The sequence below is a fragment of the Pseudomonas lopnurensis genome (assembly GCF_015070855.1).
GTDB lineage: Bacteria > Pseudomonadota > Gammaproteobacteria > Pseudomonadales > Pseudomonadaceae > Stutzerimonas > Stutzerimonas lopnurensis.
In genome coordinates, this window is record NZ_JADDIX010000007.1 from 59,863 (window position 1) to 76,996 (window position 17,134).

A 17,134-nucleotide genomic window follows, 5' to 3' on the forward strand; every position below is an offset into this window, starting at 1 on the left:
GCCCCATGCCGGTGGGCTGAAGCCCACCCTACGAGTGTTCGGCGAAAGAACGCGTAGGGTGGGCTTCAGCCCACCAATGTGCTGTCGAGAAATCAGCCGCGCGCCGGCGCGAGAATCAGGTTGCGGTAGTGGCCCGGGTTGATCCCGGTCCACTTGCGGAATGCCTTGTAGAACGAGCTGACATCGGCGAAGCCCAGTCGCTCGGCGATCTCGCCGTAGCTGACCGAGGCATCGGCCAGCCATTCGGTGGCCATTTCCTGGCGCAACGCATCCTTGATGGTCTGGTACGGCTGCGCCGCCTCCGCCAGCCGACGGCGCAGGGTCGAGGCGGACATGCAGAGTTCCTGCGCCAGCGTCTCGCTGTCCGGCCAGCGCTCGGCCGGCAGGCTGCGCAGGTGCTGCTTGATGCGGCTGGCCAGGCTGCTGGTATCGCGATAGCGCACCAGGATGTTGGCCGGCGCCTCGGCGAGAAAGCTGCGCAGCTCGCTCTCGCTGCGGCGGATCGGCAGGTCGAGCACCTCGGCGGCGAAGATGATCCGTGTCGAGGGCCGGGCGAAGCGCAGGTTGTCGGAGAACATCACGCGGTAGTCGTCGGTGTACGCCGGTTCGGCGCAGCGCAGCTCGACGGCGAGCAGCGGAATGCGCCGCCCGACCAGCCAGCAGGCCAGGCCGTGCAGCAGCATCCAGAAGGTGAAGTAGCAGAAGGCGCGGCCGGGTTCGGCGGTACGCTCGCGCAGCACCACCTCGGCCAGGCTCTGGCTGCGGATCAGCTTGCCGCGAAAATTCTCCAGCGCCAGGCCGAGGAAGCTCAGCGCCTGCACCAGCGCCTTTTCCAGCGTCGGCTGCTGGATGCAGCTGCGGCTGAGGAAGACGAAGCTGCCCGAGCGCAGGCGGTGCGGGTCCATGCCGAAGAATTCGTCGTCGAAGCGCCGGGCCAGGCGCAGCCAGAGCCGGGTGTAGTCGCCGACATCCATGCGGCCGTCCGGATCCTGCAGGCAGGTGGCGTCGAGGCCGATTTCGTCCAGCAACTGCGCGGCCGACAGATCGGGCCGGACGAAGCCCAGCAGCGCCTCTTCCACCAGTCGCACGGAGATGCTGTCCTTGGCGGTGCTGGCGGCCGTAGCGGTAGTTTCATGCCTGCCCGGCGGGGATGAAGATTCGATATCCATGCGGCAGACTCTCGCCTCACATCCAGCCGAGGGTCAAGCCCATCACCAGCAGGTAGCGCGCCGTCTTGGCCAACGCAACGATGAGCACGAAACTCCACAGCGGCTCGCGCATGACGCCGGCGACCAGCGTCAGCGGATCGCCGATGATCGGCACCCAACTGAGCAGCAGCGTCCAGCGCCCGTAGCGGTGATAGCGCTGTTGCGCCTTCGCCAGTTGCCGCTCGTTGACCGGAAACCAGCGCTTGTGGCGAAAATGCTCGACGTAGCGGCCGAGCAGCCAGTTCGCCAGCGACCCCAGCACATTGCCCGCGCTGGCCACCGCGACCAGCGCCCATACCACGTAGCGCTCGGACAGCAGCAGGCCGGCCAGCACCGCCTCGGACTGCATGGGTAACAACGTGGCAGCACCGAAGGCTGCCAGGAAAAGGCCGAGATAACCGGAAAGCTCGAACATCCACCGCCTCTTGATCGCCATCCGGCTTTGGCGAGGCAGTATGCTCGAAACGATCGCTGTGCGCCCGCACTCCCCAACGCTACGGGCGCTTGCGCCGCTACATCTCGTGTATGCGATTGACCTGCTGGGCCAGGCGCATGGTCTCGTGCTCTTCCAGATGCAGCAGGTCCTCGGCCAGGTCACGGGCGCCATCGATTTCGGCGCGACGCGCCAGGGAGCGATAGAGATCGATGACCTGGTTGTGGATGGTGAAGATATCCAGCGAGATCTCCTCGACGCTCATGGTGTCGTACGCCTTGCAGGCCTGGCCGCGCAGTACGGGGTTGCGCACCAGATAGTCGTAGATCCAGGTGTGCAGCGCCTTGGGGTCGGCATGCTTCTCGACCTTGTCGATGGTTTCGGCCAACGCGCGCTCGTGATCGGCGAGGTACACCAGCAGCCATTTGGCGCGTGTTTCCTCATGCTTGTCGGAACAGCGGGCCATGCACCTGGCAAGCAGGTTGTGGGTATCGCGCGTCCAGTCGACCAGGTCTTCGAATCGCTCGATCTTCATCGCCAAGTCTCCCTCATGTCACAGTGAAAAGGCAGCGCGTTGCCTGCCGCCGGCGACCCGAGCCTGAATGCTCGTTACACGATTTTCCATGACCGTGGTCAGGAAAGACTAGCTCAGCGAATCACCCTGCAAGTCATTACCGACGGCAACCTTGCTACAGATCATTACCGATGATGACCGAACAGGGTTTCGGCTTGGAAACATACCCCTACCGGTATACGATCAGCGCTCGAGACTGCCGACCAGCCAACCGATGCCAACCCCTGGAGTACCTCGATGAAGCCTTTACTGATCATTGCCTCGCTCAGCCTGCTGGCGTTCGCCGCCCAGGCGGTCGAGCTCGAGATTTCCCCACAGGACGCCTACACCCGAGCCCAGCAGGAAGATGCGCCGGTGCTCTTCGTCGACGTACGCGACCCGGTGGAAATCATGTTCGTCGGCTTCACCGACGTGGTGGACGTCAACGTCCCCTACTTGCTGGTCGACCGCAACACCTGGAACGAGGAACGCGGAGCTTTCCAGACCAGCCGCAATCCGGATTTCATCGCGCAGATCCAGGCCGAACTGGACAAGCGCGGGCTGGGCCCCGACACCGAGATCATCACCCTGTGCCGCTCGGGCAGCGAACGCGGCAAACCGAGCGCGGACTTCCTGCGCGAGAACGGCTTCCCCAACGCCCGCTACGTGGTCCATGGCTTCCAGGGCTCGGCCATCGGCGAAGGGCCGCAGGCCGGTTTCCGCCTGCACAACGGTTGGCAGAACTCCGGCCTGCCGTGGAGCCCGAAAATGAATCCGGAAAAGATCTACCGCACCGATCGCCGGTGAAACCGTATGCTGCGCCTGGTGCGATCGGCGCACCGCAACGGTCGATGAAGTACGGAGGATCGAATGACACGATATTTTCTGGTTCTACTGCTCGGGCTCGCCACCGCGGGCAGCAGCCTGGCGGACACGCAGAGCCTGAAGATCGCCCTGGTCGGCATCCAGCATGAGCGCGGAACGGTGCGGGTCGGCCTCTACCGGCAACCGGACACCTTCCGCAAGGAAGCCAAGGCCCTTGCGGTGCAGCAGGCGGCGGCTACAGTCGGTACGGTCGAGGTGGCGTTCAGCGGGCTGGAGCCGGGCGAATACGCCGTCATGGCCTATCACGACGAGAACGCCAACGGTCAGTTGGACCGGCGCTTCGGCATGTTCCCCATCGAAGGCTACGGCCTGTCGAACAATCCCGAAGTGATGGGCCCGCCGGCATTCAAGGACAGCGCATTCAACGTGGGCGGCGGTACCACCGCGATCAGCATCGACGTTCGCTACTGAAGGCGGTTGCGCAGCACGCCGCCGCCATTTCCGGGCGGACCTGCTGCGCCGGCCAAGCCCGTCGGTACGTCCTCGCCCCCGGTCATGGCGCTCGCCAGCGGCTTCTGCGATAGTTGCCCGAACCCGCCGTTCGCCCACAAGGCGTGCGGCTACCGTGACGCCTTGCGAGTCTCGCTGCATTTACCCTTCCGCAGCCAGCCGCGTCCTTCGCGCCATCCGCGCGTCCCCGGTGGCCTCATCCCGCCATCGCTGTTGCCGGTCGCTGTCCCGCAGTGCCCGGCGTTCGCCGACGCAAATCAAAAAAGACCGATCCGAACAAGGACGCCCCATGAAACTGACCCGCTGCCTCACCGCGCTGGCCGCCGCTGCCGCCCTGTCTGCCGCTTTTACCGCCTCCGCCCGCGAATATTCGGTATCCACCGTGCTCTCCGACGCCTTCCCCTGGGGCCAGGCCGCCCAGAAGTGGGCCGACCTGGTCAACGAGCGCTCCAAGGGCGAGATCACCCTGCGCGTCTACCCCAACGCGCAACTGGTCGCGGGTGACCAGACCAAGGAATTCTCCGCCATGCGCTCCGGGCTGATCGACATGGCCGTCGGCTCGACCATCAACTGGTCGCCGCAGGTGCCGGAGCTCAATCTGTTCTCCCTGCCCTTCCTGATGAGCGACAACCGGGACCTGGATGCCATCACCCAGGGCGAGGCCGGCCAGATGGCCTTCGCCGCCATCGAGAAACGCGGCATCGTCCCGCTGGCCTGGGCCGAGAACGGCTTCCGGGAAATTTCCAACTCCGCCAAGCCGGTAACCACGCCGGCGGATCTCGCGGGCCTGAAGATTCGCGTGGTCGGCTCGCCGCTGTTCCAGGACACCTTCAGCGCGCTGGGCGCCAACCCGACGCAGATGAGCTGGGCCGACGCCAAGCCGGCGCTGACCACCGGCGCGGTGGATGGCCAGGAAAATCCGATTTCGGTATTCGACGTGGCGCGCGTCGATCAGGTCGGGCAGAAGTACCTGACCCTCTGGCACTACATGGCCGACCCGCTGATCTTCGCCGTCAACCAGCGGGTCTGGAAGCAGCTGCCCGAAGCCGACCGCGAGCTGCTGCGCCAGGCGGCCATCGATGCCGGACAATGGGAGATCGAGCTGTCGCGCAGCGGCGAGGCCCAGCGCCTGGCCGACATCCGCGAGCGCGGCGTCGAGGTCGTCGAGCTGACGGCCGAGCAACATCAGGCCTTCGTCGAGGCGACCCGCAGCGTGCATGAGAAGTGGACGCCGAAGATCGGCACCGAGCTGGTGGAAGCCGCTCGCACCGCCATCGCCGAGTAAACCGTTCTACCCCGGCGGCGCTCGCCGTCGGGATTCGAGGAAACCCATGAACAATCGACAGGACGCGCGCCTCGAGCGCGTGCTGGCCACCCTGGCGCTGGTGATCATTGCCTTGATCAGCCTGGCCAACGTGGTGGTGCGCTATTTCACCAATGCTTCCTTCGCCTTCACCGAAGAGCTCTCGGTGTTTTTGCTGGTCATCCTGACCTTCGCCGGCGCTTCGGTGGCGATGCGCAGCAACCGTCACATCCGCATCGGCTTCATCGAGCGGCTGTTTCCGCGCCTGCGTGTGCCGCTGATTCTTCTGCAATGGCTCGCCGGCGTCGCGGTGCTGGGCCTGGTGGTCTGGTTCGGCGGCCAGTTCGCCCTGGAGGAATACCAGTGGGATTCGGAGTCCCCCGGGCTCGGCCTGCCGAACTGGTGGTACGTGGTCTGGCTGCCGCTGCTGGCGCTCTGCATCCTGGTGCGGCTGACGCAGATGACCCTCGACCGCCTGCGCGGGAGGCTCGCCGATGAGCCCTGATCTGTGGATGCTCGCCAGCTTCCTGCTGTTGCTGCTGATCGGCGTGCCGGTGGCCTTTTCCCTGGCGCTGTCCGGGGCCATCGGCATCCTCGCCGGGCTCTCGCCGGACATGCTCGCCACCCTCGGCACCAACACCTACAACGGCGTCGCCAAGTACCCGCTGATCGCCATTCCGCTGTTCATCCTCACCGGCCTGGTGTTCGAGAAGTCCGGCGTGGCGCTGCGCCTGGTGCGCTTCGCCCAGGCCCTGATCGGCCCACGCCACGGTGGCCTGGCGATGGTCGCCATCCTGGTCTGCCTGATCATGGGCGGGATGAGCGGCTCGGGCCCGGCGGATGCCGCGGCGGTGGCCATGGTGATGCTGCCGAGCATGACCCGCGCCGGCTATCCGAAGCCCTTCTCGGCGACGCTGATCGCCGCCTCGGCGTCCACCGCCATTCTGATTCCGCCTTCGATCGCGCTGATCCTCTATTCCATCGTGGTCCCGGGGGTGGATCTGCGCGCGCTGTTCGCCGCCGGGCTTTTTCCCGGCATCATCGCCGGGCTGGTGCTGCTGGTGCCGGCCTGGCTGCTGGCCCGGCGCTACGGCTGGGAAAACCCGGAAGGTGCCGAGCGGCCCCCGCTGGGCGAGAGCTTCCGCCAGGCGCTGCCCGCGCTGTTCGCGCCGGTGCTGATCCTCGGCGGCCTGCGCAGCGGCCTGTTCACCCCGACCGAAGCCGCCGTGGCCGGCGTGACCTACGGCGTGCTGATCGGCCTGTTCGTCACCCGCGAACTGGACTGGCGCAACCTCTGGCGGCTCTGTGGCGAGGCGGCGGTGATTTCCGGCGTGGTCATGCTGATCATCGCCCTGGCGGGCATTTTCGCCTGGGCCGGGACCATGCTCGGCACCTTTCGCCATCTGGCCGAATGGCTCATCTCGCTGTCGGACAACGGCACGGTGCTGCTGATCCTGGTGATGATCGCGGTGTTGCTGGCCGGCATGCTGCTGGATGCGATCTCCATCTACCTGATCCTGATGCCGATCCTGATTCCGGTGATGCAGCACTTCGGCTGGAACCCGGTGTGGTTCGGCATTCTCCTGGCGATGAACATCGCCATCGGCCAGTTCACCCCGCCGGTCGCGATCAACCTGATGGTCACCGCGGAAGTCGCGAAGATCCGCCTGGAACAGACGGTGGGCTGGGCGCTGCTGTTCGTCCTGGTCATGGGCAGCGCCCTGCTGCTGGTGGCGATCTTTCCCGAGATCGCGCTGTGGCTGCCGAGGGTGCTCGGTTACGCGGTGTAACCGCTGGCCAGAGGCTGGTGCGAACGCGCTGTCGGGCGCACCAGCAACACCTTCGCCAGAGCGCTAGCCGAACACCGTCACCGTCTGCCGGCTCAGCGCCACCAGTTCGCCGGCAGGCGTCCACAGTGCCGCGGCACAGTGTCCATAACCGTCGCGGGCATGCTCGATCAGCGCGCGATACATGCACCAGTCATGGCTGTCCACGGCCGGCAACGGCTGGATGAACTCGACGGTCCAGGTCAGCGAACTGCCTGGGGCGAAGCCCAGCAGATGCGAGAGCACCGCCGGCGGCCAGGCATCGACCAGCGCCAGCAGGTGCGCCTCGGTCATCGGCTCGCGCGGCACGTCGCCGCGCTGGCGCACCCAGCCGCCCATCTCGCGGGAGGTATTGCCCGAGAAAGGCAACCCGCCAATGCCCCAGCGCATCGCCAGGTAGCGGGTGAATTCCGGCGTGGCGCCCGGTACGTAGGGCAGTTCCTGACAGGCCTCGACCGGCGGCATCGCCGGCGCCGCTTCGGCCGCGACGGCGATGGCCGAAGCGCGGGGGGCGCCGAAGCTGCCCTGGACGATGGTGACCACCTGCCCGTCCTGCACCGCGCGGCCGAGCATCTGGCTCACCGCCTTGCCCTCGCGCAGCACTTGGGCCTCGAAGCTCGCCGGGGTGTCGAGCGCCAGCGGCCCGACGAAGGTGATCGCCAGCGAGCGCAGCGGCCGGCCCTCCGGCACCTTGGCGCGCATGCTCTCGTAGACCAGCGCGGCGACCAGGCCGCCGAAGCCGGCCCGGCCCTGGCCCCAGCTGGCCGGGACGACGATGTCACGCGGGTTGTCACGCACGGCCTGGAGCAACTCGGAAAGGGTCATGGCCACCTCCTGTCGATTGTTATGCCGAGCGATGTTAAAGGCATGCCGGCGGGCAGGCGAGTGCGACATGCGCAAGGTGCTGGATGAAATGCCGGATCATCCAGGCTGGAAATGGCTGGCCACGCTCATGAACGCTCGCCAGGCTGCGCGAAACGCCAGGGCAGTGCCCGCCGCAGCCGGCGCAAGGCCCGCGCAAGCTCGTCTGCCGCCGCCGGCTGCTGCGCATAGCGCTGCTGCTCGTAGAGCCGCACGAATTCGACGATCGCCGCCGCCTGGCCGGGCAGCATGCTCGCCGCACGCGCGGCGAAGCTGCGCGCGCCCTCGCCCGCCTGCCGCCACACGCCATGCCGGGCCAGCAGCCGCTCGAAGCGCTGGAACAGCCGCTGCTGCACGTCGCTCTCGCGCCGCCAGGGCTTGAACAGCAGCAAGGCGAGCACACCGACCAGCAGCGCCACGGCCGCCACCAGGCCAAGCCCGAGCGCCTGGCCGTCGAGCCTGCCGAACCAGCGTTGCAGCACCTGCAGCTGCTGCTCGCCCCGATAGTTGAGCACCCAGCGCTGCCAGCCGTAATTGAGGCTGTCCCAGCGCAGCCGCCATTCGTTCAGCCAGCCGATGTCGCGATAGCGCAGCAGCGACATCGGCTCCTCGGCCAGGAAGCTCTGCTCGCTTGCCAGGGCCTGCTCCAGGCCCTGCTCGACGCGCTCGGGGGCGACCTGGAAGGTCGGGTCGACACTGACCCAGCCGCGCCCGGCCACCCAGTATTCGACCCAGGCGTGGGCATCGAACTGGCGCACCGACAGGTAGTTGCCCGCCGGATTCACCTCGCCACCCTGGTAGCCGGCCACCACGCGCGCCGGAATGCCGGCGGCGCGCAGAACGAAGGTCATCGCGCCGGCATAGTGCGCGCAGAAGCCGCTGCGGGTGTCGAACAGGAAATCGTCGACGATATGCGTGCCCACCGGCGGCGGCGTGAGGGTGTAGCGATAGGGCTGGCGATTGAAGTGCACCAGCAGCGCATCCACCACCGCCTGCGGCGTCCGCGCGCTACGCCGCAGCTGCGCGGCCCAGGCGCGGCTGCGCGGGTTGCCCTGCTCCGGCAACTGCAGGGCGCGCTCCAGGCTCCGCGGCGCACTGCCGGCCTCGCGTCGCGCCTGCGGCCAGGAGGTCGCCCGGTAGAGCAACGGCTGGTTCACCGGTTGGCGCCGCTGCAGGTGGAAATCGGCCATCATCTGCGCCTGCCCCGGCTCCAGGCGCGGCACGTCCAGTGCGAACAGCCAGGGCTGGCCGCTGGGCTGCATGACGATGCTGTAGCCGAGTGGCTCGCCGGCCGGCTCCCACTCCGGCTCCTGCGGCACCTGCGAGGCGAAGGACTGCGACCAGCGCCGGCCATCGAAACGCTCGAAGGTCACCGCGCGCCAGTAGAGCTGGTCGCGCGGCGGGATTTCGCCATCGAAGCTGGCACGGAACGCCAGCGCCGCGGACTGCCCCAGGCGGGCGATGTCCCCCGGCGCCATATGATCGGCCAGGCCGGTCACGCCACGCTCGCTCGGCTGCGGCAGCGACCACAGCGGCGCCAGCCGCGGGAAGAACAGGAACAGCACCAGCATCAGCGGCACGGCCTGCAGCAACAACGCACCGGCCAGGCGCACGGTCGGCCACGGCCGCGTCACCAGGCTGCTCTGCTGCAGGCCGATCATGGCGGCAAGCAGGGCCGTGACCGGCAGCAGGCTGTACAGACCGGCCAGCAGGCCGTCTTCGAACAGGTAGCTGGTCACCACGGCGAAGAAGCCGAGGAAGATCAGCACCAGCGCATCCCGGCGGCTGCGCATCTCCACCAGTTTCAGGATGAATGCCGCGATCAGCAGTACCACGCCGGCTTCCAGCCCGACCAGGCTGCCGCGCGAGAGGTAGACGCCGAAGCCGGCACCGATCATCAGCGCCGCCTTCAGCCAGCTGTTGGGGTAGCGTGCGCGCATGCGGAAGATCTGCACCCGCCAGGCGGCGCAGCCCAGCCAGAGGCCGATGATCCACAGCGGCAGGTGCGCGAGGTGCGGCAGGATCACCAGCACCTGCGCCACCAGCAGCCAGATCAGGCTGTTGCGCGGGATGCCCGGCTTCGCGCTCATCGCGCGCCCTCCAGGTTCAGGTCATGCAGGGCCAGCGCGCGCAGGCAGGCGTCAAGATGCGCCTGGCCGCTGTCCGGGCCGATCATTGCGGCGGGCAGGCGCAGCGCGAAAGGCTGTTGGCGGTCGCTCAGTTGCACCACCCAATGGCAGAGCAACGACAGACGTTGCTCCGTATCGCCTGGCACAGCGTCGAAATCCAGCACAGGATCGCTGCCGAGCAGGCTGGCGAACTGCTTGACCAGCAGCCCCTGGCCGCGGGAATAGGCTTTCCAGTGCAGGCGCCGGCGCGAATCGCCCGGCTGCCAGGGTTCGAGCCCCTGGTAATCGTCGACGCCTCCGGCACGCGCCAGCAGTCCCTCCTCCTCGCTGTCCGGCGCGCCGCCCTGCTGCGGCCGCTCGCCGGCCAGCGGGCGCGGGTAGACCAGCGCCGCCAGTTCCAGATCGATCCAGCTCCAGGCCACCAGCAGCCCCAGCGGGAAACGACTCTCCACCCGCACCCGGCCGGGCCGCAGCCAGCCGCGGCGCTGGGTCGGCAGGCTCAACTCGATTTCCACCGTGCCACCTGGCGGCACATCCAGCAGGCGCAGGCCGCTCGCCGGCCAACCCAGCGCGACCGCCTGATAGGCGCGGCCGCGGCTTTCCAGGCGCACACGCAGACGCGCCTGCTCGCCGACGAAGGCCGCGCTGGCGCCGCCGGCCTGCAGCACCAGCCCGGCGAGGTTGCGCCAGGTATGCAGGATGGTGACCAGATAGACCGAACCGAGCAGGAAGGTCAGCCCATAGGCCAGGCTGTTCTGATAGTTGATCGCGGTGAGCAGCATCAGCAGCAGCGCCACGAAAAAGGCCAGGCCGACGGCGGTGGGCATGATGAAGATGCGCCGCTGATCGAGGCGCACGCTGGAGGCCGGCGGAATCCGCCGCAGCAGCCAGCGCTCGCGAAAGCGCGGCAGCAGCCTCATGAACGTCGCTCGCGCGTATGGGAAATCGCCGCCATCAGAGCGCCGGCACCTCGCGCAGCAGCCATTGCACCAGGGCACCGCCGCCGTGACCGGTGGCATCGGCGCGCTCGCGCAGGCGGTGGCCGACCACCGTCGGCAGCACGGCCTGGACGTCCTCGGGGATCACGTAATCGCGCCCGTCGAGAAACGCCCAGGCGCGCGCCGCCGCCAGCAGCGCGAGGCTGCCGCGTGGCGACAGGCCCCAGGCGAACTGCGGCTGGGTACGCGTGGCTTCGGCCAGCCGCAGCACGTAGTCGACCAGCGCGTCGCTGACCCGCACGCGGGCGACCGCATCCTGGATCGCCAGCAGCTCGGCCTGTTCGAGCAGCGGCTGCAGCCGGGTCAGCAGGTCGCGCCGGGCCTCGCCGAGCAACAGGGCCTTTTCCGCCGCCCGGGCCGGATAACCCAGCGAGACGCGCATCAGGAAGCGGTCCAGCTGCGATTCCGGCAGGGCGAAGGTGCCGCCGGAGCTCACCGGATTCTGCGTGGCGATGACGAAGAACGGCTCGGGCAGCGGCCGGGTGGCGCCCTCGATGGTGACCTGCCCTTCCTCCATCGCCTCGAGCAGCGCGCTCTGGCTCTTCGGGGTGGCGCGGTTGATCTCGTCGGCCAGGATCAGTTCGGCGAAGATCGGCCCCGGGTGAAAGACGAACTGCCCGCTGTCCCTGTCGAACACCGAGGTCCCGAGGATGTCGCCGGGCAACAGGTCGGAGGTGAACTGGATGCGCTGGAATTCCAGCCCCAGCACCTTGGCCAGGGCGTGGCTCAGGGTGGTCTTGCCCATCCCCGGCATATCCTCGACCAGCAGGTGGCCACGGGCCAACAGACAGGCCAGGGCCAGCCGCACCTGGGCATCCTTGCCGAGCAATACTTCATTGACCGCTCGCAGACAGGCATCCAATCGGGTGCGCATGCAACTCTCCTCTGTTTGTCCGCCCCGATGCTACTGGCCATCGGCAGCCAGGCAAAGCACGGGAAACGCCTGGTGACGAGTTTGTGACCCGGGCCTTGATCCAGCGCTATGCCCGGCTGCGCGCGACCGCTTAGGCTTGACGTCTGCCGAGTCGTCAGGAGGATCCGATGTCCACACCCGTTCCACACGCCTGGCATGCGCAACCCACCGAGCAGACCCTGCAGCATCTGGACGCCTCGCCCAATGGCTTGAATGCCGAGGAAGCGCAGCGGCGCCTGCGCGCCTTCGGCCCCAATCGCCTGCCGCGACGGCGTGGCAACGGCCCGTTGAAACGCTTCGTGCTGCAGTTTCACAACCTGCTGATCTACGTGCTGATCCTGGCGGGTCTGGTCACCCTCGCCCTGGGCGAATGGCTCGACAGTGCCGTGATCTTCGCCGTGGTGGTGATCAACGCCATCGTCGGGTTCATCCAGGAGGGCAAGGCGGAGCAGGCCATGCGGGCCATCCAGAAGATGCTGACGCTCGACAGCAAGGTACGCCGCGCCGGGCAAACCACCAGCGTGCCCGCCGAGCAACTGGTGCCAGGCGACATGGTGTTGCTGGAAGCCGGCGACCGGGTGCCCGCCGACCTGCGCCTGCTGGAATGCCGCGATCTGCGCATCGAAGAGGCGGCGCTGACCGGCGAATCGCTGCCCAGCGACAAGCAGGTGGAGCCGGTGGCCAGCGATGCCAGCCTCGGCGACCGGCGCAGCATGGCCTACTCCGGCACCCTGGTCAGCGCCGGCAGCGGCTATGGCGTGGTCGTGGCCACCGCGGGCCAGACCGAACTGGGGCGAATCAGCCACATGCTCGGTGAAGTCGTCAGCCTGCAGACGCCGCTGCTCGCCGACATGGCGCGCTTCGCCAAGGTGCTGACCTTCGTCATCCTCGCCCTGGCTCTGGGCACCTATGCCTTCGGCGTCACCCTGCGCGGCTATTCGAGCGACGAGATGCTGCTGGCGGCGGTCGGCCTGGCCGTCGCGGCCATTCCCGAAGGGCTGCCTGCCGTCCTGACCATCACCCTTGCCCTGGGCGTGCAGCGCATGGCGCGGCGCCAGGCGATCATCCGCCGCCTGCCGGCGGTGGAGAGCCTCGGTGCGGTGACGGTGATCTGCTCCGACAAGACCGGCACCCTGACCCGCAACGAAATGACCGTCCAGCAGGTGTTCACCACCACCCGGCACTACTGGGTCGAGGGCGTCGGCTATGCGCCGCAGGGCCGGGTCCGCGGCGATGACGGTCGGCTCTGCGAACCCCGGGAGGCGGACGACCTTCGCTCACTGGCTCGCGCCGGCCTGCTCTGCAACAGCGCCAGCCTGCTGAGCGACGGCCAGCACTGGCGCATCACCGGCGACCCGACCGAAGCCGCCCTGCTCACCCTGGCCGGCAAGCTCGGCCTGCAGGCCGACCACGAGCATGCGCATGTCCCGCGCGTCGACAGCATCCCGTTCAGTTCCGAACGCCGCTGCATGGCCAGCCTGCACCATGACCATGCCGGCCATGGATTCATCTACCTGGTCGGCGCGCCGGAGCGGCTGCTGGAAGTGTGCAACCGGCAGTTGGCCGCTGGCTGCGCCGAGCCGCTGGACCCGGCCCACTGGCACGGGGTTCTGGCCGAGGGCGCCAGCCAGGGCCTGCGCATGCTCGGACTGGCGATGCGTCCCCTCGGCACGCCACAACACGAGCTGAATTACCAGGACCTCGAAGGCGACTTCGTGCTGCTGGGCCTGGTCGGCATGCTCGATCCGCCGCGCGAGGAAGCCATCGAGGCCATTGCCGAATGCCACCGCGCCGGCATCGCGGTGAAGATGATCACCGGCGACCACGCCGCCACCGCCGCGGCCATCGCGACCCGGCTCGGTCTCGGAAGCCAGGCGCCGCTCACCGGCGCCGAACTGGATCATCTCAGCGATGAGCAGCTCGATGCACGCCTGAGCGACACCACCGTGTTCGCCCGTACCAGCCCGGCGCACAAGCTGCGCCTGGTGCAGCGCCTGCAGGCCTGCGGCGCGCGCGTGGCCATGACCGGCGACGGCGTCAACGATGCGCCGGCGCTCAAGCGCGCCGACATCGGCGTGGCCATGGGCATCAAGGGCACCGAGGTGGCCAAGGAAGCGGCACAGATGGTCCTGGCCGACGACAACTTCGCCACCATCGCCCATGCCGTGGAAGAAGGCCGCACGGTCTATGACAACCTGAAGAAATCGATCCTCTTCATCCTGCCCACCAACGGCGGGGAAGCCCTGGTCCTGCTGGTGGCCATCGCCCTGGGGCTGACCCTGCCGATCACGCCGTTGCAGATCCTCTGGGTGAACATGATCACCGCGGTCACCCTGGCGCTGGCCCTCGCCTTCGAGCCGGGCGAGGCCGACCTGATGCGGCGGCCGCCCCGCGATCCGCGCGCACCGCTGCTCAGCCTGCAGTTGCTGTGGCGGGTGCTGCTGGTCGCCGTATTGATGACCGCCGCCTGCATGGGCGTCTTCCTCCATGCACAGCAACTGGGCTGGAGCCTGGACGCCAGCCGCACGCTGGCGGTGAACGCCCTGGTGGCCTGCGAGATCGCCTATCTGTTCAGTAGCCGGCAGATCAATGCGCCGGCGCGCTTCGGCCTGCGCGACAACCCGATGGTCTGGGGCATGGTCGCATTGCTGGCGCTGCTGCAGCTGGCTTTCACCCAGTGGCCGCCCCTGCAGCGGCTGTTCGCGACCGAAACGCTGGACCTCTCGGCCTGGGGCATCTGCCTACTGGCCGCTGGCGTATTGCTGGCCGTGGTCGAGCTGGAAAAATGGCTGCGCCGACGGGCCGGCTGGCTGCTCTGAGAGCTTGAAGCTTGAAGCCCGAAAAGCATCGCCCCGAAGGCGGGCAATCCACAGGGATGTGGTGAATGCCGCAAACACGGCGGGAACGGGCGCGGCCTCCAACAAAAGCAGGCGGTGCACCCGAACCCTGTGGGAGGCGCGCCCTCGTGCAGGCCGCTGGCCTGCCAGAGGCCAAAAAACCGCGACGTCTAGCGCCCGGCCCGCGACTCGCGCAGATAGAAGCGCGCCTTCTGCGCCTTCTGCGTGCAGCCCCGGAACGCCTCGAACTGCTGCTGGGTCTTGGCGCCGGTGAGCAGGGCCAACGCCTTGGAATAACTCACGGTGCCGGCGAAGCCTTCGGCTTCCGCCAGGCTCTGCTCCTTCCACGCCGCATCCAGTTCCGCGGCACAGCTGTCACGGTAAGCGGTCTTGCCGGCGCAACCGGCCAGCAGCAGGGCCAGCAAGGGCAAGGATAGCCAGGTCTTCATCGCATCATCCCTCAGTTCGCTGTTGTGCAATCACTATCGCTTCTCGCGCGGCGGTGCTGCAGATACTCGACTACCGCCTGCTGTTCGCCGGCGAACTCGATGCGCGCCGCCTTGCTTTCGCGCTGGTAGGCGTACATCGGATCGTAGTACTCGCTCAGCAGCCCTTCGATCCAGCCCCGGTGCAGATCCACCGCGCCACTACGCGCCTGCTCGGCCAGGGCCTGATCCATGATCAACGCCAGCCGCTGGTAGCATTCGCCACCCAGGCGCTTGTTGATATTGACCAGACTTTGCTGCAGACGCTCAGCGAAAGCTGCGAAACCGCTCTCACCCTGCTCGGCGATGAATTCGGCGCAGAGGTCGATCACGTAGTCCTTGAGAATCCGCTCGACCCGGCCCTCCAGGCTGTCTTCGAGCCAGACCAGGGGGAATTGCTGCATGCCGTGGAACAGCGACAGCGGAATCGAGCAGCGCCCGACCAGCCGTGCTTCGTCCTCGATGACGAACTGCTCGGTACCGGCGGCGCGCATCTTCAGCAGGCGGATCGCCAGGGCATTCTCGAAGTCGATCTGCGCCGGCTGCGGCGTGGCGCGCTTGCCGAAGCTGGACCCGCGGTGGTTGGCCAACCCTTCCAGGTCCAGGCTGTTGCCGAGCCGCGCCAGCACCTCGGTCTTGCCGGTGCCCGTCATGCCGCCGACCAGAACGAAATCGCACTGCTGCACCGCCTGCTCCAGCGTTTCCAGCAGGAAATGGCGCATCGCCTTGTAGCCGCCGATGACTCGCGGATACTCGATGCCCGCCTCGTCCTTCAGCCACTGCTGGACGATCTGCGAGCGCAGCCCGCCGCGGAAGCAATACAGGTAGCCATCGGGATGGGCCCGGGCGAAATCGGCCCAGGCCTGCATCCGCTCGGCCTTGACCTTGCCGGAAACCAGCTGATGACCCAGGTCGAGCGCGGCTTTCTGGCCATGCTGCTTGTAGCAGGTGCCGACCTTCTGCCGCTCGCTGTCGTTCATCAGCGGCAGATTGACCACGCCGGGAAACGCCCCCTTGGAAAATTCCACTGGTGCGCGCGCATCCATCATCGGTACGTCGTCGAGAAACAGCGCGCGAAAATCATCGGTATCGCCGCGCATCAACGCACCTCGACCGCATGGGCGCGCGCTTCGACCAACTGGCCGATGGGCTCGAGCTGCAGGCCGAGCCCGGCGCAGACGGCGAGAAACTCCGCCTCGCCTTCCGCCGCCACGGCCACCAGCAGGCCGCCACTGGTCTGCGGATCGCACAACAGCTGTTTGTGGGCATCATCGAGCGTGGCGATGCGCTCGCCATAGCTGTCGAAGTTGCGCTGGGTGCCGCCCGGGACGCAGCCCTGCTCGAGGTAATACTCGACCCCCGGCAGGCGCGGCACACGCGCGTAGTCGATCTCGGCGGTCAGGCCGCTGCCGTCGGCCATTTCCACCAGGTGGCCGAGCAGGCCGAAGCCGGTGACGTCGGTCATGGCGCGAACCCCGGCGAGCTGGCCGAAGCGGCTGCCGGCGGTGTTCAGCGTACACATCCAGTCGCGTGCCAGCCCCACGTCTTCGGCGCGCAAGATGGCCTTCTTCTCGGCTGTGGTGAGGATGCCGATGCCCAGCGGCTTGGTCAGGTACAGCCTGCAGCCGACGGTGGCGGTGTCGTTGCGCTTCATCTGGCGCTTGTTCACCAGGCCGGTCACGGCGAGGCCGAAGATCGGCTCCGGTGCATCGATCGAATGGCCGCCGGCGAGCGGGATGCCGGCGGCATCGCACACCGCGCGCCCGCCGGCGATGACCTCGCGGGCCACTTCCGCCGGCAGCACGTTGACCGGCCAGCCGAGGATGGCGATGGCCATCAGCGGGTCGCCGCCCATGGCGTAGATGTCGCTGATCGCATTGGTCGCCGCGATGCGGCCGAAATCGAAGGGGTCATCGACGATGGGCATGAAGAAGTCGGTGGTCGAGACCACGCCGCGCTCCTCGTCGATGCCGTACACCGCCGCGTCGTCGCGCGAGGCGTTGCCGACCCACAGGCGCGGGTCGAGATTCTGCGCGCCGCTGCCGGCAAGAATCACGTCCAGCACCCTGGGCGAGATCTTGCAGCCGCAGCCGGCGCCGTGACTGTACTGGGTGAGGCGGATCGGTTCGCTCATCGGGGCTCTCTCGTGGCGCGTGCAAACGGGCCGCGATTGTAGCAAAGGCGGCACCGCATACGCCGAATGCGGCATCCATCGGGCAGGCTCCAGGGCGGGCGACGGCAAGCCGCGGCATT

General features: G+C 67.7%; 16 protein-coding genes. 6 read left to right on the top strand and 10 right to left on the bottom strand.

Features of this window, described 5'->3' with window-relative positions; translation table 11 throughout:
• Positions 1-92 precede the first annotated feature (92 nt).
• The 3 genes from IN820_RS00685 to IN820_RS00695 all read right to left on the bottom strand — a co-directional run bounded on the left by IN820_RS00685 (position 93) and on the right by IN820_RS00695 (position 2,176).
• Positions 93-1,169 (bottom strand): AraC family transcriptional regulator, encoded by a 1,077-nt coding sequence (locus IN820_RS00685; RefSeq protein ID WP_193679125.1) that lies wholly within the window; start codon positions 1,167-1,169, stop codon positions 93-95.
• A 16-nt stretch (positions 1,170-1,185) separates the two neighbouring features.
• The gene (locus tag IN820_RS00690) at positions 1,186-1,623 is read right to left on the bottom strand and encodes a YqaA family protein (RefSeq protein WP_193679126.1); all 438 of its coding nucleotides are present in this window, start codon (positions 1,621-1,623) and stop codon (positions 1,186-1,188) included.
• A gap of 97 nt (positions 1,624-1,720) precedes the next feature.
• Entirely contained in the window at positions 1,721-2,176 is a 456-nt protein-coding gene (locus tag IN820_RS00695) for an ATPase (protein ID WP_193679127.1), read from the bottom strand.
• Between the two features lie 276 nt (positions 2,177-2,452).
• Between IN820_RS00695 and IN820_RS00700 the strand changes: the two genes are divergently transcribed.
• From IN820_RS00700 to IN820_RS00720, 5 genes are all read left to right on the top strand, one after another.
• Positions 2,453-3,001 (top strand): rhodanese-like domain-containing protein, encoded by a 549-nt coding sequence (locus IN820_RS00700; RefSeq protein WP_193679128.1) that lies wholly within the window; start codon positions 2,453-2,455, stop codon positions 2,999-3,001.
• Positions 3,002-3,064: 63 nt separating this feature from the next.
• Positions 3,065-3,490 (top strand): DUF2141 domain-containing protein, encoded by a 426-nt coding sequence (locus IN820_RS00705; protein WP_193679129.1) that lies wholly within the window; start codon positions 3,065-3,067, stop codon positions 3,488-3,490.
• 328 nt (positions 3,491-3,818) lie between these two features.
• Entirely contained in the window at positions 3,819-4,814 is a 996-nt protein-coding gene (locus IN820_RS00710) for a DctP family TRAP transporter solute-binding subunit (RefSeq protein ID WP_102893663.1), read from the top strand.
• Between the two features lie 46 nt (positions 4,815-4,860).
• Positions 4,861-5,337 carry a TRAP transporter small permease gene (locus IN820_RS00715; protein WP_102893662.1) on the top strand — a complete coding sequence of 159 codons (477 nt, stop codon included), beginning with the start codon at positions 4,861-4,863 and terminating at the stop codon, positions 5,335-5,337.
• On the top strand, positions 5,327-6,622 hold the full coding sequence (locus tag IN820_RS00720; protein WP_102893661.1) for a TRAP transporter large permease: 1,296 nt from the start codon (positions 5,327-5,329) through the stop codon (positions 6,620-6,622). Before IN820_RS00715 ends, IN820_RS00720 begins: the two co-directional genes overlap by 11 nt.
• A gap of 63 nt (positions 6,623-6,685) precedes the next feature.
• Here the strand turns inward: IN820_RS00720 and IN820_RS00725 are convergent, their stop codons facing one another.
• The 4 genes from IN820_RS00725 to IN820_RS00740 form a co-directional block, all read right to left on the bottom strand.
• Entirely contained in the window at positions 6,686-7,483 is a 798-nt protein-coding gene (locus IN820_RS00725; protein WP_193679130.1) for an acyl-CoA thioesterase, read from the bottom strand.
• Between the two features lie 125 nt (positions 7,484-7,608).
• The gene (locus tag IN820_RS00730; protein WP_193679131.1) at positions 7,609-9,609 is read right to left on the bottom strand and encodes a transglutaminase TgpA family protein; all 2,001 of its coding nucleotides are present in this window, start codon (positions 9,607-9,609) and stop codon (positions 7,609-7,611) included.
• Positions 9,606-10,568: a DUF58 domain-containing protein gene (locus tag IN820_RS00735; RefSeq protein WP_193679132.1), complete on the bottom strand. Its 963-nt coding sequence runs from the start codon at positions 10,566-10,568 to the stop codon at positions 9,606-9,608. Before IN820_RS00735 ends, IN820_RS00730 begins: the two co-directional genes overlap by 4 nt.
• Before the next feature lie 34 nt (positions 10,569-10,602).
• Entirely contained in the window at positions 10,603-11,520 is a 918-nt protein-coding gene (locus IN820_RS00740) for an AAA family ATPase (RefSeq protein ID WP_193679133.1), read from the bottom strand.
• A 167-nt stretch (positions 11,521-11,687) separates the two neighbouring features.
• Here IN820_RS00740 and IN820_RS00745 point away from each other — a divergent pair, with 167 nt between their 5' ends.
• Positions 11,688-14,378: a cation-transporting P-type ATPase gene (locus tag IN820_RS00745; RefSeq protein ID WP_193679134.1), complete on the top strand. Its 2,691-nt coding sequence runs from the start codon at positions 11,688-11,690 to the stop codon at positions 14,376-14,378.
• A gap of 188 nt (positions 14,379-14,566) precedes the next feature.
• Here the strand turns inward: IN820_RS00745 and IN820_RS00750 are convergent, their stop codons facing one another.
• Genes IN820_RS00750 through selD form a run of 3 tightly spaced genes read right to left on the bottom strand, consistent with a single transcriptional unit; the run spans position 14,567 to position 17,015 of the window.
• Positions 14,567-14,845 carry a hypothetical protein gene (locus tag IN820_RS00750; protein WP_193679135.1) on the bottom strand — a complete coding sequence of 93 codons (279 nt, stop codon included), beginning with the start codon at positions 14,843-14,845 and terminating at the stop codon, positions 14,567-14,569.
• Positions 14,846-14,856: 11 nt separating this feature from the next.
• Positions 14,857-15,981, bottom strand: coding sequence for a tRNA 2-selenouridine(34) synthase MnmH (mnmH, locus tag IN820_RS00755; protein WP_193679136.1), 1,125 nt, complete (start codon positions 15,979-15,981; stop codon positions 14,857-14,859).
• Positions 15,981-17,015, bottom strand: coding sequence for a selenide, water dikinase SelD (gene selD, locus IN820_RS00760; protein ID WP_193679137.1), 1,035 nt, complete (start codon positions 17,013-17,015; stop codon positions 15,981-15,983). Before selD ends, mnmH begins: the two co-directional genes overlap by 1 nt.
• Positions 17,016-17,134: the final 119 nt, after the last annotated feature.

Coding starts and splice junctions, on each gene's coding strand:
- IN820_RS00735 (WP_193679132.1), bottom strand. CDS start 10,568: ATGAGGCTGCTGCCGCGCTTTCGCGAGCGCTGGCTGCTGCGGCGGATT.
- IN820_RS00695 (WP_193679127.1), bottom strand. CDS start 2,176: ATGAAGATCGAGCGATTCGAAGACCTGGTCGACTGGACGCGCGATACC.
- IN820_RS00740 (WP_193679133.1), bottom strand. CDS start 11,520: ATGCGCACCCGATTGGATGCCTGTCTGCGAGCGGTCAATGAAGTATTG.
- IN820_RS00720 (WP_102893661.1), top strand. CDS start 5,327: ATGAGCCCTGATCTGTGGATGCTCGCCAGCTTCCTGCTGTTGCTGCTG.
- IN820_RS00705 (WP_193679129.1), top strand. CDS start 3,065: ATGACACGATATTTTCTGGTTCTACTGCTCGGGCTCGCCACCGCGGGC.
- IN820_RS00745 (WP_193679134.1), top strand. CDS start 11,688: ATGTCCACACCCGTTCCACACGCCTGGCATGCGCAACCCACCGAGCAG.
- IN820_RS00715 (WP_102893662.1), top strand. CDS start 4,861: ATGAACAATCGACAGGACGCGCGCCTCGAGCGCGTGCTGGCCACCCTG.
- IN820_RS00725 (WP_193679130.1), bottom strand. CDS start 7,483: ATGACCCTTTCCGAGTTGCTCCAGGCCGTGCGTGACAACCCGCGTGAC.
- IN820_RS00690 (WP_193679126.1), bottom strand. CDS start 1,623: ATGTTCGAGCTTTCCGGTTATCTCGGCCTTTTCCTGGCAGCCTTCGGT.
- IN820_RS00685 (WP_193679125.1), bottom strand. CDS start 1,169: ATGGATATCGAATCTTCATCCCCGCCGGGCAGGCATGAAACTACCGCT.
- mnmH (WP_193679136.1), bottom strand. CDS start 15,981: ATGCGCGGCGATACCGATGATTTTCGCGCGCTGTTTCTCGACGACGTA.
- IN820_RS00710 (WP_102893663.1), top strand. CDS start 3,819: ATGAAACTGACCCGCTGCCTCACCGCGCTGGCCGCCGCTGCCGCCCTG.
- selD (WP_193679137.1), bottom strand. CDS start 17,015: ATGAGCGAACCGATCCGCCTCACCCAGTACAGTCACGGCGCCGGCTGC.
- IN820_RS00730 (WP_193679131.1), bottom strand. CDS start 9,609: ATGAGCGCGAAGCCGGGCATCCCGCGCAACAGCCTGATCTGGCTGCTG.
- IN820_RS00700 (WP_193679128.1), top strand. CDS start 2,453: ATGAAGCCTTTACTGATCATTGCCTCGCTCAGCCTGCTGGCGTTCGCC.
- IN820_RS00750 (WP_193679135.1), bottom strand. CDS start 14,845: ATGAAGACCTGGCTATCCTTGCCCTTGCTGGCCCTGCTGCTGGCCGGT.